26 protein-coding genes are annotated in these 23,647 nt (G+C 30.5%); 8 read left to right on the top strand and 18 right to left on the bottom strand.

The features are described from left to right. Positions 1 to 132 precede the first annotated feature (132 nt). On the top strand, positions 133 to 3,291 hold the full coding sequence (locus tag GOQ27_RS14240) for a PBP1A family penicillin-binding protein (RefSeq protein WP_203367549.1): 3,159 nt from the start codon (positions 133 to 135) through the stop codon (positions 3,289 to 3,291). Positions 3,292 to 3,329: 38 nt separating this feature from the next. Here GOQ27_RS14240 and GOQ27_RS14235 read toward each other — a convergent pair whose 3' ends face one another. From GOQ27_RS14235 to spoIIAA, 10 genes are all read right to left on the bottom strand, one after another. Further along, positions 3,330 to 4,781 carry a spore germination protein gene (locus tag GOQ27_RS14235; RefSeq protein ID WP_203367548.1) on the bottom strand — a complete coding sequence of 484 codons (1,452 nt, stop codon included), beginning with the start codon at positions 4,779 to 4,781 and terminating at the stop codon, positions 3,330 to 3,332. Further along, positions 4,778 to 5,341, bottom strand: a complete 564-nt coding sequence (gene spoVAEA / locus GOQ27_RS14230) for a stage V sporulation protein SpoVABEA (RefSeq protein ID WP_203367547.1) — start codon at positions 5,339 to 5,341, stop codon at positions 4,778 to 4,780. The genes GOQ27_RS14235 and spoVAEA overlap by 4 nt, the downstream gene beginning before the upstream one ends. An 11-nt stretch (positions 5,342 to 5,352) precedes the next feature. Further along, entirely contained in the window at positions 5,353 to 5,709 is a 357-nt protein-coding gene (spoVAE, locus tag GOQ27_RS14225; protein WP_203367546.1) for a stage V sporulation protein AE, read from the bottom strand. A gap of 1 nt (position 5,710) precedes the next feature. Then, positions 5,711 to 6,739, bottom strand: a complete 1,029-nt coding sequence (gene spoVAD, locus GOQ27_RS14220) for a stage V sporulation protein AD (RefSeq protein ID WP_203367545.1) — start codon at positions 6,737 to 6,739, stop codon at positions 5,711 to 5,713. Between the two features lie 12 nt (positions 6,740 to 6,751). Then, positions 6,752 to 7,195: a stage V sporulation protein AC gene (gene spoVAC / locus GOQ27_RS14215; protein WP_203367544.1), complete on the bottom strand. Its 444-nt coding sequence runs from the start codon at positions 7,193 to 7,195 to the stop codon at positions 6,752 to 6,754. A gap of 24 nt (positions 7,196 to 7,219) precedes the next feature. After that, positions 7,220 to 7,639, bottom strand: a complete 420-nt coding sequence (locus tag GOQ27_RS14210; protein WP_203367543.1) for a stage V sporulation protein AB — start codon at positions 7,637 to 7,639, stop codon at positions 7,220 to 7,222. Between the two features lie 8 nt (positions 7,640 to 7,647). After that, on the bottom strand, positions 7,648 to 8,322 hold the full coding sequence (locus GOQ27_RS14205; protein WP_203367542.1) for a stage V sporulation protein AA: 675 nt from the start codon (positions 8,320 to 8,322) through the stop codon (positions 7,648 to 7,650). Between the two features lie 164 nt (positions 8,323 to 8,486). Further along, on the bottom strand, positions 8,487 to 9,254 hold the full coding sequence (gene sigF, locus GOQ27_RS14200; protein ID WP_203367541.1) for an RNA polymerase sporulation sigma factor SigF: 768 nt from the start codon (positions 9,252 to 9,254) through the stop codon (positions 8,487 to 8,489). Positions 9,255 to 9,260: 6 nt separating this feature from the next. After that, positions 9,261 to 9,698, bottom strand: coding sequence for an anti-sigma F factor (gene spoIIAB, locus GOQ27_RS14195; protein WP_203367540.1), 438 nt, complete (start codon positions 9,696 to 9,698; stop codon positions 9,261 to 9,263). 15 nt (positions 9,699 to 9,713) lie between these two features. Continuing rightward, complete coding sequence (spoIIAA, locus tag GOQ27_RS14190) at positions 9,714 to 10,049, bottom strand: anti-sigma F factor antagonist (protein WP_350445925.1); 336 nt, start codon at positions 10,047 to 10,049, stop codon at positions 9,714 to 9,716. 194 nt (positions 10,050 to 10,243) lie between these two features. Here spoIIAA and GOQ27_RS14185 point away from each other — a divergent pair, with 194 nt between their 5' ends. After that, the gene (locus tag GOQ27_RS14185; protein WP_286673038.1) at positions 10,244 to 11,185 is read left to right on the top strand and encodes a phosphoglycerate dehydrogenase; all 942 of its coding nucleotides are present in this window, start codon (positions 10,244 to 10,246) and stop codon (positions 11,183 to 11,185) included. Between the two features lie 28 nt (positions 11,186 to 11,213). Here GOQ27_RS14185 and GOQ27_RS14180 read toward each other — a convergent pair whose 3' ends face one another. From GOQ27_RS14180 to GOQ27_RS14165, 4 genes are all read right to left on the bottom strand, one after another. Then, positions 11,214 to 12,353, bottom strand: a complete 1,140-nt coding sequence (locus tag GOQ27_RS14180; protein ID WP_203367538.1) for a DUF2927 domain-containing protein — start codon at positions 12,351 to 12,353, stop codon at positions 11,214 to 11,216. 117 nt (positions 12,354 to 12,470) lie between these two features. Next, positions 12,471 to 13,067 (bottom strand): cysteine hydrolase family protein, encoded by a 597-nt coding sequence (locus tag GOQ27_RS14175; RefSeq protein WP_203367537.1) that lies wholly within the window; start codon positions 13,065 to 13,067, stop codon positions 12,471 to 12,473. 244 nt (positions 13,068 to 13,311) lie between these two features. Further along, positions 13,312 to 13,737 (bottom strand): DUF2935 domain-containing protein, encoded by a 426-nt coding sequence (locus GOQ27_RS14170; RefSeq protein WP_203367536.1) that lies wholly within the window; start codon positions 13,735 to 13,737, stop codon positions 13,312 to 13,314. 101 nt (positions 13,738 to 13,838) lie between these two features. Next, a complete protein-coding gene (locus GOQ27_RS14165) occupies positions 13,839 to 14,609 on the bottom strand; it encodes a hypothetical protein (protein WP_203367535.1) in 771 nt (256 codons plus the stop codon). A 175-nt stretch (positions 14,610 to 14,784) separates the two neighbouring features. On the opposite strand from GOQ27_RS14165, the gene GOQ27_RS14160 reads away from it, so the two are divergent. The 4 genes from GOQ27_RS14160 (at position 14,785) to GOQ27_RS14145 (ending at position 19,341) form a co-directional block, all read left to right on the top strand. Next, on the top strand, positions 14,785 to 15,456 hold the full coding sequence (locus GOQ27_RS14160) for a response regulator transcription factor (protein WP_203367534.1): 672 nt from the start codon (positions 14,785 to 14,787) through the stop codon (positions 15,454 to 15,456). A gap of 241 nt (positions 15,457 to 15,697) precedes the next feature. After that, the gene (locus GOQ27_RS14155; protein ID WP_350445924.1) at positions 15,698 to 16,471 is read left to right on the top strand and encodes an ATP-binding protein; all 774 of its coding nucleotides are present in this window, start codon (positions 15,698 to 15,700) and stop codon (positions 16,469 to 16,471) included. Positions 16,472 to 16,600: 129 nt separating this feature from the next. Continuing rightward, on the top strand, positions 16,601 to 17,365 hold the full coding sequence (locus GOQ27_RS14150; RefSeq protein WP_203367532.1) for an ABC transporter ATP-binding protein: 765 nt from the start codon (positions 16,601 to 16,603) through the stop codon (positions 17,363 to 17,365). Beyond that, positions 17,362 to 19,341, top strand: coding sequence for an ABC transporter permease (locus tag GOQ27_RS14145; protein WP_203367531.1), 1,980 nt, complete (start codon positions 17,362 to 17,364; stop codon positions 19,339 to 19,341). The genes GOQ27_RS14150 and GOQ27_RS14145 overlap by 4 nt, the downstream gene beginning before the upstream one ends. A 62-nt stretch (positions 19,342 to 19,403) precedes the next feature. On the opposite strand, the gene GOQ27_RS14140 is transcribed toward GOQ27_RS14145, so the two are convergent. Continuing rightward, complete coding sequence (locus tag GOQ27_RS14140) at positions 19,404 to 19,892, bottom strand: DNA-deoxyinosine glycosylase (protein ID WP_203367530.1); 489 nt, start codon at positions 19,890 to 19,892, stop codon at positions 19,404 to 19,406. Positions 19,893 to 20,009: 117 nt separating this feature from the next. Here GOQ27_RS14140 and proC point away from each other — a divergent pair, with 117 nt between their 5' ends. Then, a complete protein-coding gene (gene proC / locus GOQ27_RS14135; protein WP_203367529.1) occupies positions 20,010 to 20,807 on the top strand; it encodes a pyrroline-5-carboxylate reductase in 798 nt (265 codons plus the stop codon). A gap of 102 nt (positions 20,808 to 20,909) precedes the next feature. Here proC and GOQ27_RS14130 read toward each other — a convergent pair whose 3' ends face one another. Then, positions 20,910 to 21,209, bottom strand: a complete 300-nt coding sequence (locus GOQ27_RS14130; protein ID WP_203367528.1) for a hypothetical protein — start codon at positions 21,207 to 21,209, stop codon at positions 20,910 to 20,912. Positions 21,210 to 21,835: 626 nt separating this feature from the next. Here GOQ27_RS14130 and GOQ27_RS14125 point away from each other — a divergent pair. Beyond that, a complete protein-coding gene (locus GOQ27_RS14125) occupies positions 21,836 to 21,991 on the top strand; it encodes a hypothetical protein (RefSeq protein WP_203367527.1) in 156 nt (51 codons plus the stop codon). Between the two features lie 315 nt (positions 21,992 to 22,306). Here GOQ27_RS14125 and GOQ27_RS14120 read toward each other — a convergent pair whose 3' ends face one another. Together GOQ27_RS14120 and GOQ27_RS14115 are read right to left on the bottom strand one after the other, a co-directional pair. Then, the gene (locus tag GOQ27_RS14120) at positions 22,307 to 22,468 is read right to left on the bottom strand and encodes a hypothetical protein (protein ID WP_203367526.1); all 162 of its coding nucleotides are present in this window, start codon (positions 22,466 to 22,468) and stop codon (positions 22,307 to 22,309) included. A 257-nt stretch (positions 22,469 to 22,725) separates the two neighbouring features. Then, positions 22,726 to 23,580, bottom strand: coding sequence for a VOC family protein (locus GOQ27_RS14115; protein WP_203367525.1), 855 nt, complete (start codon positions 23,578 to 23,580; stop codon positions 22,726 to 22,728). Positions 23,581 to 23,647 lie beyond the last annotated feature (67 nt).

Below are 23,647 nucleotides of genomic sequence, written 5' to 3'. Positions count from 1 at the left end.
TAATATATTTTAATGGATATCATTAATAAGGTGATACTTAGGTAATTAATTTAACAACATATTATTTTCTATGGTATAATTATCTTGAAATTATTTATCATTACCTTCATGAATATAAAGGAGGTCTACAAAATGTCGAATGAAAATGAAAAGAAAAATAAAAGAACCAAGCCTAAAAAGAAGAATAAAAACAGTAAAAAGAAGGTATTTACTGTTTTAAAAGTAATTTTAATTGTGCTTCTATTAGGTGCATTTATTGGTGCAGGTACAGTAGGTGGATTAGTATATGGAGTAGTGAAGGATACCCCAGAAATCAACCCATCCTATGATATCAATACTTTAAATGAAAATTCAAAGATTTATGATGCAAATGGTACTCTAATTGAAGAAGTACTTACAGAAGAAAAGAGAACAATTGTAAGCCTTGATCAAATGTCTCCTTATATAGAAGATGCTTTTATAGCTGTTGAGGATGAAAGGTTTAGAGATCACTTTGGTATTGATTTAAGAGGTATTGCAAGAGCAATTGTTGTGGATATAAAAACTAGATCCTTAGATGAAGGAGCTAGTACAATAACTCAGCAGTTAGTAAGAAACCTCTACCTTACCAAGGAAAAAGCCTTTACACGAAAGATAAGTGAAATGTATTTAGCAGTGAAAATGGAAAAAGAAATATCTAAAGATGATATTTTAGAAGCATATCTAAATACAATCTACCTAGGACAAGGATCCTATGGTGTGCAAGCAGCTTCTAAAACTTACTTTAGTAAAGATGCCAAGGACTTAACCATAGCAGAAGCTGCATTGCTTGCTGGTATCACAAAAAATCCTACAAGAAATCAACTATATAGTAGATTAGATCCAGAAACTGTAGAAGAAGATAATCCTCATATTGTAGGTACTGTTGAAGTCCTAGGTAAAACATATGTGGCAGTATTTAATGATGATATAGTCTCTAGACAACAAACTATATTATCTAAAATGAAGGAACAAGGTATGATTTCAGAAAGTGAATATAATGAAGCTATAAATGAAGATGTAGTTTCCCTTATAAATCCAGGACAAATGAAAAATGACAATATAAGTACTTCTTACTTCAATGACTATGTAAAAGATAAAGTTAAAGAAGATCTTATCAACAAAGCAGGCTATTCAGAAGAAGAAGCAGAAAATGCATTGTACACCCATGGACTTAAAATATATACTACTATAGATATTGATATGCAAAAGAAGATTGAAGGTATATATGAGTCCTTTTCACAGACAATGAGTAAGGGTGGATATAATAAGTTAATAAACATACCATTTTCTAATGGAAATATTGTAGATAGTGAAGGAAAAATACTATATTATAAGAAAGAAAGTCTTCTAAATGAAGAAGGTAATCTTATAATTCCAAAGGATTCTTATACTTTAGATGAAAGTGGAAACTTAACAATAAAGTCCTCTAGAATATATTATGCAAACTTAAATATAACTGATTATTATACTATGAAAGATGGAGTATTATATACCCATCCTACTTGGTCTTTAGATATACCTAAAGAAAGTTGGACTGTTAACAAAGAGGATAAAAGCTTTACTATAAGTTCAAGTTATTTAAATGAAAATAAAAACTTTTATACTGTAACTGAAGATAATACATTATTGATTACATCAGAAAGATTTTATGCAGATGAAAAAGGAGTAATACAACCTCAATCAGCAATAACTATAATGGATCAGCATACAGGCCAAGTTAAAGCTATTGTTGGTGGTAGAGATGATGAAGGTCAAAGAATATTTAATAGAGCAACTAATGGTGCTAGACAACCCGGTTCTGCTATGAAGCCTTTAGGGGTATATACTCCGGCTCTAGATAATGGATTCACTGCAGCATCAGTAATTGATGATGTGCCCCATTATGATAAGGGTAGACTATGGCCTAAAAACTATAATTCCAATGCTTACTATGGGCTTACACCTTTAAGAGAAGCTGTAAGAAAGTCCTATAACGTTTCAGCAGTTAAATTCTTAGAAAAAGTAGGTACTAATACTTCAATGGATTATCTAGCACGTTTTGGTATCATTAATACAGAAAATCCATCTGATGATACTTTCATAATGGCTGAGGAAGCTAAAGGTGGAAATTTTGATGAGGATAGTCTTGGTGCTTTGGCATTAGGTGGTATGACAAAGGGTGTCAGCCCCTTAAGAATGACAGCTGCTTACGGTGCCCTAGCAAATAAAGGAATATACACTGAGCCAATAGTCTATACAAAGATAGAAAATAATAAAGGTGAAGTAATAATAGATAATAAGCCTAAACAAAATACAGTAGTAAATCCTCAGGTAGCATATATGATGACAAATGTTTTAGAATCTGTTGTTAAACCTGGTGGTACTGGTACTAGAGCTAGAATACCTGGTATTTCTGTAGCTGGTAAAACCGGTACAACATCCGATAAAGCAGATACGTGGTTTGTAGGATACTCACCATATTATACTGCTGCTGTATGGATTGGTAATGATAGTCCTGCTATTAGAATGACTGAGAGTAGTGCCATCGCTTCTCATTTATGGGGATATATCATGAATCAAGTTCATGATGGCCTTGATAATGCTAGATTTGATGTACCAGATGGTCTTGTACGTAGAGATGTATGTATAGATTCAGGAAAATTACCTACAGAATTATGCTATAAAGATCCTAGAGGTAGTAGAGTCCGTACAGAACTATTTGTAAGTGGAACTCAGCCTAGAGAAAGATGTGACGTACACGTTGAAGCAAAAGTTGATACATCAACTGGAAAGATAGCTACAGAATATTGTCCTGAGGATTTAGTAAAATCAGGAGTATTTATACAAAGGCCTATCCCCTATGATCCAGCAAAGAATAAGGGAATCAAACCTAGGGATTATCAATATCAAGTGATCAATGAAGTATGTGATGAGCATAACGAGAAAACATTGAAAGATTATTTAGATGATTTATTAGGTGACGATGAAGAAGATGAAGATGAGGATGGTAAGGATAAACCAGAACCACCACCTGAAGAAGATGATCCAGAGATAACGAAAAAGACTGAGAAAAAAGAAGAAGAAATTGCATTTAACACAATCAAAACAAGTAATCCCGACGAAGCTAGAAATGGTGAACCTGGTATTAAAGAAGTAACTTATGAAGTAACCTATACTGATGGTAAGGAAACAAGCAGAAAAAAGCTAGGTGAAAAAGTAATTAAAAATCCAGTAGACAAGGTTGTATATGAGCCTAAAGAAGAGGATCCACCCCCTGAAAAACCAGAATAAGAAGAATAACATATTTAAAGGAAGGCAAATGCCTTCCTTTATTTTTTTGATGTTTTATCAATAGGCCTTAATATCTCTGGTCTTCTTTTCACTTCAGGAATTGGTTTTCTAGTTACGATGGTTGATAAAGCTCTCCTATTAAATGGTACCAATGGCCACATGTAGTTTATACCACCAAAGGACTTAGTATTAAATAACACTATTATAAACAGAATAAACCCTACCAATAGACCATAGGGTCCAAACAGTCCTCCAGCAACTAGCATAACCAATCTAAAGAGTCTCATTGCTAAAGAAAACTCTACACTAGGAGTAGCAAACATTCCTATACCAGATATGGCTGTATATAATACAGTCTCAGGAATTATCCATCCTACCTTAACTGCAAAATCACTGAGTAGTAATGCTCCTATAATACCTAGAGAAGTTGTCAATGCATTAGGTGTATGTATTGAAGCAATCCTAAGCATATCTAATCCTATCTCTAGTACTAAGAATTGTAAAAGTAATGGTATCTCCCCTATTTCCTTTGGCCCAATAAAACTCAAAGCTTCAGGTAACAACTCAGGATTATTTGCTAAAACAAGCCATAAAGGACTGGCAACTAATGAAAAGAAAATAGCTAAGAATCTGACCCATCTCATATATGTTCCTATTGTTGGGTTTTGATAATAGTCTTCTGCATGTTGTGTAAAATGAAACATAGTAACAGGCAATATCATAACACTGGGAGTAGTATCTACTATTATAACAATATGACCTTCCAATAAATGAGCAGCTGTTACATCAGGCCTTTCAGTAAATCTAGCTTGAGGAAATGGATTCCAGGTCTTACCTAGAATATATTCTTCTAAACTTTTTTCTGCCATTACTAATGAATCAATATCTATTTGTTCTAATTTTTCTTTTATGTCCTTTACTAAGTCTTCATTTGTTATATCTTCAATATAGCCTATGACTACATCTGTTTTAGATCGTCTTCCTACATTAGTAATATGAAATCTTAGATTAGGATCTCTAACTCTTCTTCTTATAAGAGCGGTATTAAAAATTACTGTCTCTACAAATCCATCCCTAGATCCTCTTGTGACCTTCTCTAAATCCGGTTCCTGTGGACCTCTTGCAGGATAGGTCCTTGTATCTAAAATGATAGCTTTGTTAATTCCATCTATAACCAATACTGATGCTCCAGATAAAATCATATATTCTATTTCATCATAGCTATCAGATTCACTACATTCAATATAAGGTATTTTTTTAGTGATTAACTTTTCTAATGTATTAGGTACTATCTCCTCATGCTTTGTATTCTGCAATATAGCTAATAGATATAACATAATGTCATCTTTAGCAAATCCATCTATAAAAAATACTGCTGCCTTTTTACCACCAATAACTATGTCTCTTCTTACAGTATCAAAACTAGACTCTACACCGATTTTTTTAGATAAATAATTGATATTATCTTCATATTTATCAAATAATTTCATTTGCTTTTCTTCCTCTTAAGTATTTCCGTGAAAGCCTTTGTTATAACAGGGGCTCCTATCTTGCAATCATCTTGTCCATTCATCTTACCAATATCACCAATACCTACAATAAGAGGAAAATTATAGTCCTCTAATATATCTACAGTATCTCCATATACTCTATCTACCCCGGTTGGCTCACCATTTTTATCTACTCCACTATCTACTATATTTCCTCTACAATCTATAGAAAAATCTACCTTTACTCCAGCCACACCTTCAGTATTAGATGCTACAGCCACCACTCCTACTACTTCTACTCTATCGTCTGTTACTATATCACTAAAAGCATGTTCCCCTACTCCATATCCTGGATCCCCTTTATCATCAACCATAACAACTACAGGGTCATACTTTGCAGTAACTACTAAATTAACTATATCCTTTCCCGTTAATTCAGTGGGATTCCCCCAGGACTTTGATATACATCTTCCACCTACATTATTTATTGCTACCTCTATAGCTTTTCTTGCCTTCTTATCTCCATCGGTTACAACTATAATTTTTCTTTTTTCTATCATATAATCATTCCTTAACTTTTAGTTTTAGGGTCAAATATTACTGCCATAATATATCCAAAAACAATTGCTGCTGCAACTCCTCCTGCAGTAGCTATTACTCCACCAGTAAAAATACCAATAACCCCGGATTCTTTTACTGCTTTCACTGCCCCTTTTGCTAGTGCATATCCAAAACCAGGCAAAGGTACAGTGGCTCCTGCTCCACCAAAATTTACTATAGGCTCATATATTCCAATAGCTGTTAAAATAACACCAGAGGTTACAAAGCTAACCAGTACATGGGCAGGGGTTAATTTAGTACCATCCATAAGAAGTTGGCCAATAACACATATCAGTCCACCTACTATAAAAGCTTTAATATAATCCATTTTAACCCTCCTTCCCTAAACTAGTACAAACACTTACTGCATGAGCTATACCTGGAATTGACTCTCCCTGTTGAGCACTAGTTGGAGAATGTAGGGCTCCAGTAGAAACTAATAGGATTCTATTTATTTTTCCATTCTCTAATAAATTATAGAAGTATCCATTAAATACAGAGGCGGAGCATCCACATCCACTTCCTCCTGCATGGGTATCTTGTTTTTCATTGTTAAATATCTCTAACCCACAGTCTCTATGCTTTTCAGTTAAGTCTAACCCTTCTTCTTTAGCTAAATCAAGCAATATTTCTTTACCTATAGTTGCTAAATCTCCTGTGACTATATAATCATAATCATCTAAAGTGAATCCTGTGTCTTTAAAATGACTTATTATTGTATCTGCAGCCGCTGGGGCCATAGCTGCTCCCATATTATTAGCATCTTTAATTCCAGGATCTATAATTTTCCCGGTAGTTATATGGGTGATATAGGGACCATTACCTTCAGAGGAAACAATTGATGCTCCAGATCCTGTAACAGTCCATTGAGCTGTAAGAGGTCTTTGATTCCCTAATTCTAAAGGGAATCTAAATTGTCTTTCTGCCGTACTAAAGTGACTTGATGTTACACAGATTACTTTATCTGCATATCCACCATCTACAATCATTGCTCCTAAGCTTAATGATTCTGACATTGTAGAACATGCTCCATATAGTCCAAAGAAAGGAATTTGTAAATCCCTAGCTGAAAATCCTGAAGCTATGATTTGATTTAAAAGATCTCCTCCAAAAATATAATCAATTTTATTTAATGGAAAGCTTATTTTATCTAGAGCATTTTTAATAGCTTCTTTTTGTAATTTGGATTCACTCTTTTCCCAAGAATCTTCTCCAAATAGGTCATCCTCAATTATTACGTCAAAATATTCCTTTAAAGGTCCCTCTCCTTCTTTTGGTCCTACTATTGTTCCAGTGGATACTATAGAAGGTGGATTCAATAACTTCACCGTTTGAGCTCCCATTTTTTTAATAGCCATCTTATATTCCTCCTACTTAGTTACTAAATAATATATCAGTGCATATATTACCGAAGAACCATATCCATATACTAGTACAGGTCCAGCTATATTAAACATTCTAGCAGCTACTCCAAATACATAACCTTCCCTTTTATATTCCATTGCTGGAGACACTATAGAATTAGCAAATCCTGTGATAGGAACAATAGATCCAGCCCCAGCAAATTTACCAAGTTTATCATATAATCCTAATCCAGTAAAAAAGGCTCCTAAAAACACAAGAATAATCGGGGTTGCTGTAGCTACATCTCCTTTACTTAACCCTTTAGAAGTAAAATAATTTGTAAGCCATTGCCCTAAAATGCATATCAATCCTCCTACAAAAAATGCCTTTATCGAATTCTTCAAATAGTCTGGCTTAGGTACTTTCTTATCAACGTATTTACTATATTCTTTATTGTTTATATTTTTCATAACTGTCATCCTTTCATCAAATCATTATAATTTATCTAAGATTAACCAATCTAACAAAGATCCAATAACCTTTCCTAGAGAAATAGCTAAAACAGGTATATGTACAAGATCCCCTAGTTTAAATCTCTTCTCCAATACAGGTATAACATTTAATACTTCAGCTAAAGCTGCAGCTAAAAGTCCAATAAATGCCCCTAAAAGTACTCCAATAGGTATAAGTAATAGCTTAGAGCTAAATATTGAAATATAAAAAAATTCAACTACTGTTATAAGTACTACTGAAGATACTAATACCCTTTCATAAAAAACTATTAGATTTGAAGAATCGCTTACCTGGGCTAATCTTGGTACCAAATCTAATAAAGTTAAAAAAGATGCTATGGCTGTACCAACAGTAATCCCTCCAGCAATTCCAATTATTATAAGTAGTATATATCTATACATAGCTTCACCTAGTTTCCTTTTTTATTATGTTTAGTTATATCTAGAATATAATCATCAATATTTTTTTTATAGGAATGCATCTCAAGTTCTAATGGACTGGGCTCATTTTTATTTTTCTTTCTTAATAATCTATTAAAAAAAGTTACCATTCCCACTCCTAATCCCAATGAATATGGTACTTTTAGATAAAGAGGACTTATTTCCCTCTCCCCAGTAACTATATAATTAATATCTTCTAAACTATCCTCCATATTTACATCATCATGAAAATTGATTATTGCTATTGCAGCACCAAAAAATAATAACAATGAAATAACTCCTATTTTTAAAAATTTCAAGATACTTATTTCTTTTTTATCATTTGTTATATTAATCAATATTTCAGGGGATCCAAAAACTGTTATATTTACATCCCTATCAATCTCTTTAATTTTTTTGATTAAAGAGATTAAGGAGATAACCTGATTTTTGTCATAGTTCCCCACTTCTCCCACATGCAAATCTTCTATTCTTATTTGAAATCCTTTATCTTCAGAAAATGCTGATGCTACATCCTTTAATTTTATCTTTGAATTTGGTTTCATTGTTACTTTAGGTTCAATTTGTAAAAACAATTCTTTATTATTAATAATAAACCACCCCTTAATTAACCATAACCAGAGTTGAACCACTAGGCTTTTCATTATAAGAATTGTTATTTTCATATAGAAAATATAAAAAACTAAATAATAATAAAAATAATATTATAATTAAAACATTTCTATAAAAATTTTTCATATATCACATCTCCAGTTTTAATTATTATTTGCAATTTGGTGTTTTTAATGCAAAAAAATGAAGACATAAACTATGCCTTCATTAAATCATCCTTTAAATCATTTAATATTCTTTTTTCTATTCGTGAGACCTGAACTTGAGAAATACCCATTTTTTTAGCTATTTCAGTTTGAGTTTGATCTTTAAAATATCTTAATATAATTATCTGCCTTTCTCTAGGCTCTAATTTTCTTATTGATTCTTTTAAGGTAATCTTATCAACTATTTCAAAATCACCTGGAGCCTCATCTTCAAGTTTATCTATCAAATGTATAGGTGATCCATCATTTTGATGAATAACATCATATAAATACTCTGGAGAGTAGTTTGACTCTAATGCCATGACGATCTCTTCTTTATCCACCTTTATCTCATCAGATATCTCTTGGATGGTAGGTTCTCGTCCATATTGCTTAGAAAGTCTTTCTTTACTCTGTTTAACCTTATTGGCAGTTTGTTTCAATGATCTACTTACCTTTATAATACCATCATCTCTTAAAAATCTCCTTATCTCTCCTATTATCATAGGAACAGCATAAGTAGAAAATTTCACATTATAGCTAGTATCAAATTTTTGAATTGCTTTTATGAGTCCAATTGAGCCTAATTGAAATATATCCTCAGACTCATATCCTCTGTTAGAGAACTTTTTTATTACACTTCGAATAAGCCCTAGATTATGATTCACTAAAATATCTTGAGCATTTCCGTCTCCACCTTGAGCTTTCAAAATTAGTTCGATTGTTTTTTCATGACTTAATAAGTCATGACTTTTGTTTTGAGCATTAGAAGATTCCATAAATCTCTACTCCTCGAAAGATATTTTATTGAATTCTTTTACCATTTTTATCCTAGTTCCTTTATTCTCTTCAGAAAAAATCTCAAGGTTATCCATAAAAGTTTCCATCACAGTAAATCCCATTCCTGATCTTTCTAATTCTGGTCTAGATGTATAGAAAGGTTCCATTGCTTCTTCGATATTTGATATACCAGTACCAAAGTCTTCTATTATTATTTCCAACCTGTTTCCTATAATATTGCATTCAATGATGATCTTTTCAATTCTATTTTCATAACCATGAATTATTGCATTTGTAACGGCTTCCGAAACAGCAGTTTTAATATCTGCTAGCTCTTCTATTGTTGGATCTAGCTGAGATGCAAAAGAAGCAACAACAACTCTTGCAAATGCCTCATTTTGAGATTTACTAGGTATTTCTAATTTCATCGTGTTATCCTTCATTTTTTTAACTCCCCTTTATAAATGTTGTAGGACTTCTTCTTCAGAATCATAAACATCAACTAACTTATGTATTCCCGACATATCCAGAATTTTTGCTACTCTAGGATTTACATTAGTGAGAAAAACAGTTCCCCCTAATTCATTTACTAGCTTATATCTCCCCATTATTAGACCAATTCCTGAACTGTCCATGAAATTCAATCCTTGGAGGTTAAGAGATATATTCTTATATCCATTCTCATTAATATGGGAATCAATCTTTTCTCTTATTTTTTGGGCATTATGATGATCTAGTTCACCATTCAAATCAACAAATAAAGTATTTTTTTGATTATTAAATTTTATATTCACTATTTTTTCCCTCCTATTTTTGTTGCTAGTTTTCTTATTCTCTAATTATAATATATATCCCTTCAATGAAATCTGACTTATTTTATATTCTTTTAGCTTGTTTTGTAGTATTTTGGCATATAGATGATAAATAAATCAATATTAAAGTTAATTTATCTATTCAAATGGTATAATAATTATAGGAGGTGGTGTTTTTGAAGGCACTTTTTACATATGATTACGGACAAGAGGAAATGAAAAGAATAGAAAAATTAGGATATGATATTATAGTAAAAAAGGAAAAAGGAATTGAAGTTACCAAAGATATAAAGGATATTGATGTATTAGTATGCTATAATCCATTTGAAACTTTAGAAATAAATAAATTAGACAATTTAAAATGGATACAAGTATCTAGCATAGGAATAGATCAAGTACCTAAAGAAACAATAAAAGAAAAGAATATTATACTTACTAATAATAGAGGTGGTTATAGTATCCCTATGGGAGAATGGATTGTACTAAAGATTCTTGAGATGCTTAAAAATAGTAAGGAATTATATGAAAATCAAAAAAATAAAAAGTGGAAGATCGATACCTCTATATTAGAATTATATAATAAGACAGTAGGGTTTGTAGGTACAGGTACCATCGCCCAAGAAGCAGCTAAAAGACTACAGGGATTTGGTGTAGAAGTACTAGGCCTCAATACTAAAGGTAGGGATGTAGAGTACTTTGATAAATGCTATGCAAATGAAGAAATAGAAACACTATATAAAAAATCAGATGTAGTTATTATCTCAGTCCCTTATACCAAAGATACCCATCATATGATAGACGAAGAAGCCTTTAATAAAATGAAGGATGGAGTTTATTTAGTAAATATAGCAAGAGGTAGTATAATTAATGAAAAGGATATGATAAAAGCCCTAAAATCTGGTCAAATCAAAAAAGCTGCATTAGATGTTTTTGAAGAAGAACCATTACCTAAAAATAGTGAACTATGGGACTTAGATAATGTAATAATCACTTCTCATAGCTCATGGATGTCCGAGATGAGGAATGAAAGAAGATACAATACCATATATAAAAATATGAAAAGATATATTAATAATGAAGGTCTGATAAATAAGGTAAACATAGAGAAAGGATATTAGAGGCATATGCCTTTAATATCCTTTTATTTTATTCACTAACAATTCGTTCACTAAGTCTTTCCAACACTTTATTCTTATCCATTCCTAGACTTATATCTTCTCTATAAAGTATCTCTATTACTTTTTTATCTAACTTAGAATATTCTTGATTTAAAGATTCACCTTCATACTCATGAAAGATACTATCTTTATATTTTGGTGAGTCTTTTCCCATACCTAGTGCTTGGGTTACCTCTTCTATAATAAGATGACTTCTGTCCCTTTGGTTTGTTCCAAAGGTACCTATTAGAATAGTAGCCCTATCTATTTCAAATTTCCCTTTTGTATAATATGTAAAATAGCCCACATTGCCTTTTACAGCCCCTGGAATATACTCTCGAAAATCCCCTTGGGGCACGAAGTACATATTAATATTTTCATTATCTTCTACAATACTAAGCTCTATTGTTTGAATGATATCATTCAGTTCACCTACAACTCCTCTAAGTTTTTTCAAATCATTTTCAGTTGGATTACCACCAACTTTTATCCTTACATCTGATACCCACTTTTTCACATAGGGGGAGCCTCCATATTCGGCTCCAAGGGCAATCTCAGTGAAGTAATTTACTTCTTTCTGAGTATAAGTAGTATTATCAATAGTAAAGGGAATTTCCTTCTCTACACTCAAATTATTTCTTTCCTTTACAGCAACTATCCTAAAAACATGTTCACCCTCTTCTTCAAAAGTAGAACCTAATTCGTATTCATTATCATCGATCGTAGTTTTGTAGCTTACACCCTCTACTTTTTCAACATTGATCTTAACACTTTTAAAATAGATTTTATTCTCTTCTATTCCTGCCACTGATGGTGTCTCTGGAGGTATAGTGTCAATCTCAAATGAAATTTCTAATTCGGTTGATTTCTCATCCCTTGTAGCTTCTATTACTAAAGTATGTTCACCTTCCTTTTCATAAGGACTCCCAAGTTCATACTCTTCTCCATCTATAGTTGATCTATATTGAACGTCTTCTTCTCTTTGCTTTAATGAAATCTCTATTGGCTCTCCATATATCTTTCCTTCTTCTACCCCTTCAACAATGGGCTTTTCAGGAGCAGGCTTACTGCAACCAATAAGTGCAAGGGAAATAATCATAATAAAAAGTAAAACTACAACTTTTTTCAATGTTTGAAACCTCCTAAATAAATATTAATAACTTTAAATAAAAGTTCAAGTCATTATAAGTAAATAGCCACATATCTATAGATACGTGGCTATTTACTTATAACATGAATTTATTTACTACTGAAACATATTATATACTTCTTCAACATTAACTACCTTGCTTCTTCCAAATCTAAGCATCTCTAAACCCATCTTCTTTCTTTCAGGACTAAATGAAGCTGTTGTTTCAATTGGTACAATACAATTATAATTTAATGAAAATGCATAACTACAAGTTTCTAATACACAAACATCTGTAGCAGCTCCCACAATTATTAGATTACTTATGTTATGATCCTTTAATAATTCATCTAACTTTGTATTAAAAAATGCATTCCATCTGTTCTTTACTATCAATTCTTCATCTTCCCTAGGTGCTAAAGGTGGTATAATTGCAGCATCTTTAGATCCTTTCACAAAGTGATTGTACTTTTTCACTTCAAATCTTTCATCTAACATTTTCCAGTCATTAAAGTCTTTATCATACTCAGTTTTGATATTGACAACTAGCATATCATTCTCATTAAAATAGTCTTTTAATTTAACCATAGGAGTTACTATATCTTCTTGCTTTGTTACATCAACATCCAACATTTGTACTAAAGACCCGTCTGGTGCCCCACCACCATATTGCATATCAACAACTAATAATGCTGTTTCCATTTTTTTCAACATTTAAACTCCCCCTTATATTATTTACTCACAATAATATAATACTATTTTAATTAGAGAAATCTGTCAATAAATATACTATATATTGTAATCATACCCTATATGGATATAATAAAGCTCTAAGAGAATTATATTCAGTAGATAATGTTTTTTTAAAGGCCCTATTAAATACTTAGGAATTCAAACATATAAAAATAAATCCGTACCCAAGGATACGGACTTATTATACTCAACCATTTAAAGAAACTTACCTTTGATATAGAATGGTCTGTGCTATTCCTATAAAATACTCACTTTCTCTTCGAATATGATTTATTACAGTTTCTGCTACAGGATTATTAATTGCCCCTTTACTTTCAGCTAAAATTTGTTCTAGTAACATAATAAATTGTTGACTTTGCTCGATTGCATAACAGATAAATTCCATTATTTGTTGAGTAAATATAGGATCTACTCCACCTTTAGATCTAATTAATGTTTCAATATATCTTACTGCCATCCCTTCAGTTTCATTGAAACTTTTTTGATAACTTTCCAGTTCTTTTACAAACCTATCTTCTAGATTAGGTATGATTTCTCGAATAACTACCGTATGTTCAGCTTCTTGTCTTTTCCAAAATTCCATTTCATCTAATACTCTATATAGATTCTTCTCACCATAATAAAACCTCATAATATACCTCCTAAATATAAACTATTCGATTTATATTATTCGGTCTATTAAAATATAGTGACTTTAGATAAAATATTCTTTTAATCTATATACAAAGTATTTTATATAAATAATTTCTCAAGTATATCTCTCTGTTCATCCTCATGTAACTTACCTTCGGGAGCAAGATGAAATATAACTTCATCCTCTCTCCATAGCCCCCCAATAATTGATGTCATATGAGTAGCACATTCTTTTAGCATTTCAAATTGTACATCTAGATTATTAGTTTCATACATTTTTCTAATATACTCATATAACACTGAATCATTATTTTTTATGTAATTTAGTTGAGTCTTTGGTTTACCTACCTCTAAATTCTTGATTCTAGCATAGCATTCTAAAAACCAATCAAAGGATGAATATATAAAGTATCTTGAATACAACTCATTATCATGTAAACGGTGCTTTAATTTATCTATAACATGCTGAAAAGTAAATCTATACATACTTATTTCAAAGTTTGATAAATCCTTAGGAACCTTCCATTTAGCCTCTATATGATCTAAAGCTGCTTTAACTCTATTATCCCTATCATAAAGTATTTTAGAATTTAAATGAGCTAGCATAAACTCATTTGATGGACTATCTTTGAAAAGTTCATCAATAGATAAGAGCATACAGTCAATAGGTATCCCAGCAAGATGAAAGTGTAATCCATTTATATTCTCTGATATGGTTTTATCAAATATAACGGTTAAATCATAGTCTCCACCCTGCTTCATATCCTTATAAGTTCTTCCACCGTATTCAACAATTCCTATAACTTCATCATTTTTCTTTAAATGTTCAATAAAACTTTCAATATCCCTAAAAGTATTTGTATCTAACATTATATATAACCCCTCCATAAATATAAACATTATATCAGTTTATATTTAACAGAATTTTTTGTCAATAGTTTTATTATAATTTTCTTAGCAAGTTTAAAACTACATTACTAAAGTAAAATAGATACCTAATTTGTGTTAAAATTAAATATATAAATCAACTCAAAGGAGAATTTTTATGTACAAAATTTTAATTATAGAAGATGATAAGACAATCGCAAAATCTATAAGGAACCATATTAAAACTTGGGGATATGAAGCTGAATATGTAGATGATTTTCAACAAGTAATGACCAAATTTGTATCCTATGACCCACAACTTGTATTACTAGATATATCTTTGCCCTTTTATAACGGGTTCCACTGGTGCAATGAAATTCGAAAAGTATCTAAAGTCCCTATTATCTTTATCTCATCCGCATCTGACAATATGAATATTGTTATGGCTGTAAATATGGGAGGAGACGACTTTATTGCAAAACCCTTTGATTTAAATGTTTTAACAGCAAAGGTTCAAGCTATACTTCGCCGTACATATGATTTTGTAGGCCAAACAAATCTATTAGAACATAGAGGTGCAATTTTAAATACTAGTGAAGCTTCAATAACCTACAATAGTAAAAAATTAGATCTTACTAAAAATGAATATAAGATACTGCAAATACTAATGGAGAATAACGGTAAGATAGTTAGTAAGGATTCAATTATGACCCGTTTGTGGGAAACAGATAGTTATGTTGATGAAAATACCCTATATGTTAATATTACAAGACTCCGTAAGAAATTAACATCTATAGGTTTAGAGGACTTTATTGTGACAAAAAAAGGTATTGGATATATGGTGAAGTAACATGAAAAGAACTCAATCATTTGAAATATTTAAATCTTTTTTTAAAAGCAACCTAAAAAAAATCATCTTATTTTTTATTTGCATATTGATTTTTGTTTTTGTGTTTTTTTTATATAACCTCCCAATTGAACCTGTATTATATGGAGCAATTCTTTGTGGAATAATAATTATTATTGTTAACATCATAGAGTATTTGCATTATTATTATAAAATTAAGAGTCTTCGAGCTGTTAAAAACAATATGAACTTTAACCTAGATAATCTACCAAGTACAAATCATTTATTAGAACAAGAATATCAAAATGTTATTGAAAATTTTTATCAAGATAAATTAAATATGACCTCTAAATTTGATAAAGATAAGAGTGATTTAATAGATTACTTTACTTTATGGGCCCACCAAATTAAAACACCTATTGCTGCCATGGACTTACTACTCCAATCAGGGGAAAATATTGATAGTGATGAACTTTCATTGGAGTTATTTAAAATTGAGGAATATGTAGAAATGGTACTCCAATACCTTCGATTGGATAGTGAATCCTCTGATCTAGTATTAAAGTATCACAATCTTGATAACATAATAAAACAAGCTATCCGGAAGTATGCAAAAGTATTTATTCGTAAAAAAATTAAGCTAGAATATTTAGAATCAAATTGTGAAGTACTTACAGATGAAAAATGGCTTTTATTTGTTATTGAACAGATACTGTCAAATTCATTAAAGTACACAAATAAAGGTGAGATATCCATCTATATGGAAAGGGATCATAAAAAAGTATTAGTTATTGAAGATACAGGTATAGGAATTGCTCCCGAAGATTTACCTCGAGTTTTTGAAAAAGGTTTTACAGGCTATAATGGAAGAATAGATAAAAAATCTACAGGTATTGGTTTGTATCTCTGTAAACGAATCCTTACCAAACTATCCCATTCTATTACTATTGAATCTCAAGTTAGTAAAGGTACAAAAGTAAAAATAGACCTAGATACTATTGATATAAGGTTAGAATAAAGTACTAAAAGGAATATATTCTAACCTTACAATATTGAAAGGTTAGAATCAGAAATGTAAGTTAAAGCAATGGCAAGGTTATTGTGTCCTTTGTTATACTGAACATGAGTAAAAAAGGAGGTTTTTTATATGACTATTTTAGAAGTAAATAATCTTAAAAAAGTATACACCACTCGCTTTGGTGGAAATCATGTTCAAGCATTGACTAATGTATCCTTTACTGTAGAAAATGGAGAATACCTTGCTATTATGGGAGAATCAGGCTCCGGGAAAACAACTCTTTTAAACATCCTGGCTTCCCTGGATAAACCGACTAGTGGTGAGGTACTTCTAAATGGGAAAAGTATAGTGTCTATAAAAGAAAAAAATATTTCGAAATTTCGTCGGGATAATTTGGGATTTGTTTTCCAAGACTTTAATTTACTAGATACTTTTTCTATACAAGATAATATCTTCTTGCCTTTGGTTCTGTCCAGAACATCCTATGAAGAGATGAACAATAGATTAAAACCAATTGCAAAGAAGCTAGAGATCGAGGACATCTTGAATCAGTACCCTTATGAAGTATCCGGTGGACAAAAACAGAGGGCAGCAGTTGCTCGAGCCATAATCACCAATCCAAAGTTAATTCTTGCAGATGAACCAACCGGAGCATTAGATTCTAGAGCAACAGAGGGACTCCTTCGTCTCTTTAAAGATATCAATAACGAAGGACAAACAATCCTTATGGTAACCCATAGTATAAAAGCTGCAAGCCATGCGAAAAGAGTACTATTTATAAAAGATGGGGAGGTTTTCCATCAGCTTTATAAGGCATCTATGACAGATGAACAAATGTATCAAAAAATTTCCGATACTTTAACTACCATTGCAACAGGTGGTGAAAGAAAATGAATAGATTCTTTTATATGAAACTAGCTTATATAAATATCAAGAAAAATTCCCAAACCTATATACCTTATATTTTGTCCTGTATTGGTACTGTGATGATGTATTATATCATGTATGCTTTATCAGCAAATAAGGACCTTGATAATATCTCAGGTGGTGCACAATTAAAAAGTATACTTTTTCTTGGTTCTTTTGTCATTGGTTTTTTTGCTGTAATTTTTCTCTTTTATACCAATAGCTTCTTAATAAAACGGAGAAAAAAAGAATTTGGACTATTTAATATCCTTGGTATGGAGAAAAAACATATTGCAAAAATAATATGCTTCGAAACACTATATGTAGCATTTATTAGCTTTGTAGCAGGGATACTAGGGGGTATCTTACTTTATAAACTTATGTATCTACTATTGCTTAAAATTTTAAACTTTGAAATCACTCTAGGTTTTTACGTCTCTACATCAGCTATGTTTACTACATTAGTGCTTTTTAGCATTATATTTCTATTAACATTATTAAATACCTTAAGACAAATCCACCTTGCAAAGCCAGTTGAACTCCTGAAAGGTGGTCAAGTAGGAGAAAAAGAACCAAAAACTAGATGGTTACTAGTAATTATAGGTCTATTGTGTCTAGGGGCTGGATATTATATTGCCGTAACTACGGAATCCCCTATAAGTGCTATAAATCTTTTCTTCGTGGCAGTAATATTGGTAATTATCGGTACCTATTGCTTGTTTACTGCAATAAGTATAGCAATCCTGAAAGCACTTCGCAAAAATAAAAACTATTATTATCAAGCCAATCATTTTACATCTATATCAGGAATGATTTACCGAATGAAACAAAATGCGGTAGGTCTTGCTAGTATCTGTGTACTAGCCACCACAGTACTAGTTATGGTTTCTTCTACTGTGTCCCTTTATAGTGGTATGGAGGATGTATTACGTACTCGTTACCCAAGAAATATAATGATTACATCACAAGGTATTTCAAATCAACATATTGAAAATATTAATGATTCTGTTTCAAATATATTGGATAATCATAAGGTAGAAGCTAAAAATATGTTTGACTATAGATATTTAAGTTTTCTTGCAAGACAAGAAGATAATACTTTTACAGTAGATAGTGACATCTCATATTCCACTAAAAATTTAATTAATCTCAATTTTATACCTTTAGAAGATTATAATCGAATTGAGAATAAGTCTTTAGAGTTAAATGATGATGAAATTTTTATTTATTCGGTTCGGGAAGAATATAACAAAGATACTATTTCAATTTTTGACAAAAAGTTTAAGATAAAAGATAAACTAAATTCTTTTAAAGAAAACGGATGGTATTCATCCTTAATAATAGGAACTCATTATATTGTAGTAAAGGATATGAATGTGTTAAAAGAAATATATCAAACTAAAAAGGAAATCTTAGAAAAAAATAAATCTAATCCAAGTTATTATTTAGGATTTGATTTAAATACCGATGAGAAGGAATCTATTGCTATATATAAGAATCTACGTGCCAACCTAAATGAAAAATATCCTGATAGTTTTATAGAATCAGTGGCATCAGAAAAGGAATCCTTTTATTCACTGTATGGTGGACTTTTCTTTCTAGGAATTTTTCTAAGTATACTCTTTCTCCTAGCAACAGTATTAATTATATATTATAAACAAATATCAGAAGGCTACGATGATAAAATTAGATTTGAGATCATGCAAAAAGTGGGTATGAGCCATCAAGAAATCAAAAAATCAATAGGCAGTCAGATCCTAACTGTGTTCTTCATGCCTCTAGTTGTTGCAACAATCCATATCGCCTTTGCTTTTAAGGTAATTACTAAAATGCTTGCAATACTTAACTTGACCAATATAAGCTTATTCGTATGGTGTACAATTGGATCTATAGCAGTGTTCTCACTATTTTATGCTATTGTATATATAGTAACCGCCAGAGTATATTATAATATTGTGAGATAAAAACTACCTGTCAGGAGTGCTTTCTTATTGCACTCCTTTGAACAGGATTTAAAAATATATCATCACATTAATACGTCCTTAATAACACTCCACTTTTCAAACTTGTAATCATACTTTTGAGTATTAGCTGGACTAGTAGAAGGGAGTAAATGAAACTCCTTAATTCCTTCAATATCATATCCTATATACCTTTTAAATAATTGCTGTGATTTTGTACCATTAAAGAAAACATACTCTATATTTGGATACTCTTTAAAAAATTCATGAAAATCATTAGAAGTTTCCTCTTTTATATTTGTATCAAGACTCCCTTCCCTCTTACAATACTTAAGCACATCCCATAAGGCTATATTGTTATCCAATATAAATCTATATCTCTTATCAAAATCCTCATCAATATCTTTATTAAATAACTCATATATTATCTTCCAAAATTGATTCCTGGGAAAAGCATAATAATTACTTTGTCTTAGAGATTCAGCTCCAGGCATAGATCCTAGAATCAATACTCTACTATTTTTATCAACAATTGATTCAAAAGCTTCTAACATTAAATCACTTCCTTATGTTATTATTTAAATAAGATACCCTATAAGAATTAGTATTAATTAAAAATTACTTTGATTTACTGATTCTTTTTTATAAACTATAGAAACGGAGATGATTATATGTACAAAGTTGGCTTTATTGGAGCAGGAAATATGGGATATAGTATGATGAATGGATTATTAGAAGTATATTCACCTCAAGATATTACTTTTAATTCTAATACGATAAGTACTAAAGAGAGAATTAAAAATGAATTAGAAATTGATTATAGAGAATCTAATATAGAGGTGGCAAAGGAATCACAGTTTATAATATTAGCTATTAAACCTTATATGTATGGTAAAATTCTAGAAGAAATTAAAGAAGAACTAACATCAGATAGTATAGTAGCAAGTATTGCTCCTGGAATATCAGTAGAAGAAATAAAGAAAATGATAGATAATAAATCAAAAGTAATGAGGGTTATGCCTAATACCCCTGTTCTAGTAAAAGAAGGAATGTCTCTAATATCCTATAATGAAGAAGAATTAACTCAAGAAGAAATTAGTGATATAAAGAAAATATTCTCTTCCTTTGGAAAGATAGAAATATTGGAAGAAAAGTACATAGATATAGCAATGCCAGTAACAGGAAGCTCTCCTGCTTACGTATTTATGATGATCGAAGCCTTAGCTGATGGAGCTGTAAAACTAGGTCTTAAGAGAAACATCGCATACAAGGTAATATCCCAAGCAGTTCTAGGCTCAGCAAAACTAGCTCTAGAAACAGGAACTCATCCTGGTGAATTAAAAGACCAAGTATGCTCCCCTGGTGGAACTACAATAGAAGCAGTAAGAGTACTAGAAGAAAAAGGCTTCAGATCTTCTCTTATAGAAGCAGTAATAGCAAATTATAATAAAGCACAAAATATGAAATAGAATCAAAATTAGGATACTAGCAAATTGCAGTATCCTTTTCTTTTACCACTAATCTTTATCTATAGAACGCCGAGCATGTCATTCAAAGCGTAGCGAAGAATCTTATCTTTTATTAATCCAGATATTCTTCATCAAATAGTAAACTATAATTATTGGTATAGAAAAAATGATAGCCATCACTGGATCCTCAGTATATGTAACCAAACTCACACCTAAAATAGCGAATATAAAAGCTTCTATTAAATCTCTAAATTTAATTTTCTTCATACATAATCCCCTTATTTTTTGTCCTAAACGTACAAGTATATCTCCCAATTTAAACATTTCACCCACATATCCAGCAAAATTCATCCAAAGTTTCATAATTACCATCCCAATAAATACTATTGCTAAAATTTTCATGCCCAATTGAATATAACCCATATATATCTCCTCTCCTATAACTCTTATTTATGGCTGTATTAGTTGAAGATTTTAATACTGTTTAAATAAGTTTTAATTGACTATTTCGTAGTTTATTGTATGTTTTTCTAGCTGAAAAAATTTTATCTAGATGTGTATTTGTAGTCAATAAATAACATTCCTATAATTTGCATTAAATGAAAAGTCAGAAGAGAGTAAAAATGTATAGGATTTAATATAAGGTATTCCTCTGAACTATAGACAAAAGGAGTAATACCCCAAAAAACAACTATAATATAAGGTAATAAATAATAATACCTATAGTATTTATAATGTTTTTCTATTATTTTAACATCTTTCTTAATATGAATAGGTCTCCTTTTTCCTATGAATAAATTAATAATCCCGTATGATCCTAAAATTATAAAGATAATAGACGCAATTTTCCAATAAGTCATAACAAATCTTCCTAAAGAAATAAAGATATATGCTATTGGTTGGTAAGTTTTAAATATACTCTTAATTATCATAATAGTACTTTTGACAAATTCAATCTGAAGTTATCATATTGCATAGTTTAAAAATATTGTATCTTAAGTTTTTATATACTTAATATAAAAGATATAATGAAAAAAGCACTACTAAGTATAGGTATATACCAATATCTCTTTTCACTTTTGGGAGTATTTAGCCAATCCGGTTTAAATACTACTATAGAGTGTAAAAGTAAAAAAAGAAGTGGATATAAAAAAACTACTATGTTCTTTGATGAAAAACTATAACCACCAGATCCAATATGGCGAACTAAATTTTCAGGTATTAAACTCCATAATATACTTCCTAACAAAATTGGTAATAAACAAATAATCGAACCAATTAAAAACTTTTTTTCTTATTCATAAATAACTCCCCTAAATTTAAAATTATATTTACTTCGCATAATTCTACAATTCTGTATCTAAAATTAAGCTTCTATATAAAAGCATTAAATTCCTTTAAAAAACATCAATATTTTGTCATATATACTATTTTCTGTGGGCTTCAAAATGAAATAACATATCATTATTTCTAACTATTGGGTGCTTTTTATACTTTTATCAAACGAATAACATAATAATAGTGACAATTCCAACTATTAAACCCACTACCATAACTGAATACCTTACTATCTTATTTGGAAAAACGATACTAAAATTCTTTAATCTAATAAATCCTAAAACAATAAATAAAGCAACAAATATTTTTGTAAGATTATTCATAATTACCCCCATTTTATTTATGTTTTTAGTCTAACACATGAAATAATACTATAAACAATACACTTAAACTACAATTTCATTTCTATATAAATTATATCATAAATTTGGTAATAAATTACACTTTATTGTATCTAATATTATCTAAAATCTTCTCTATATTCTAATAGTCTAATACAAAAATAGAAACACTTACATCAGTAAGTGTTTCTATAGTTAGTAAAGCACAATTTTTTTAGTTTTATCACTAAATTTCTAAATTATATAACTAATTTAATTAGATTTTCTGAAGGATCCTTTGTGTATAAATGATCTCCTTCTTTCATTACAGGATATTCTAATTCCTTCAATCTATCAATAGCATCATTTCTTGACTTTTCATTAGGAAATTGAATACTATAATACTCCATTCCTGCTGAATTCTCTGGTAAGGGCTCTGCCCCAACTCCATTCCAAGTATTTATAGCTATATGATGATGGTATCCTCCAGAGGATAAGAATAAAGCTGAATTTCCCATTTCTTGAACTAAATCAAATCCTAATCCATCCATATAAAATTCTCTAGATTTACTTAAATCTCCTACATGGAGATGAATATGTCCTATAATTGTATCCTTAGGCATTCCCTCCCAGGTATCATTTTCTGCTTCTGCTAAAAGATCATTATAATCTAGAGGATTAGTTGTCATTTCTACTTTATTATTTCTCCATTCCCATTTACTACTATCAACATCAGAATATACTTCTATTCCATTATCATCCGGATCTTGAAGATAGATTGCTTCACTTACTCCATGATTTGACCCTCCAATTATTGGATGATCTTTTTCCTGAATGTTTTTTAAGAATAATCCTAATTGGGATCTGCTCGGCAATAATAGAGCAAAATGATATAGCCCAGTTCTCTTTTCTATCTTTCTTCTAATATCCTTTGGCTCCTTCAGTATAACTAAAGGATTTACACCATCAGTACTTAAAGTCGCTTCCTCTTCTGTCTCTTTTAATATTTTAAATCCCATAATATCTTTGTAAAATTCTAAAGACCTTTCTAAATCTTCTACCTTTAGTACGATTTGAGTTACATATTTATTTTTATTATTGTGAAATTTTTTCATTTTCATCACCTTTAATTAAAATATTTTATTCTAACTAATTTATACCCTTATAGAGTCTATTAAAAAA

The organism is Anaeromonas frigoriresistens, from assembly GCF_016820655.1.
In the GTDB taxonomy this organism is placed as follows: domain Bacteria; phylum Bacillota; class Clostridia; order Tissierellales; family SIT17; genus Anaeromonas; species Anaeromonas frigoriresistens.
Note: the sequence above shows the minus strand (reverse complement) of the source record. Positions and strands in the feature narration are given on the sequence as shown.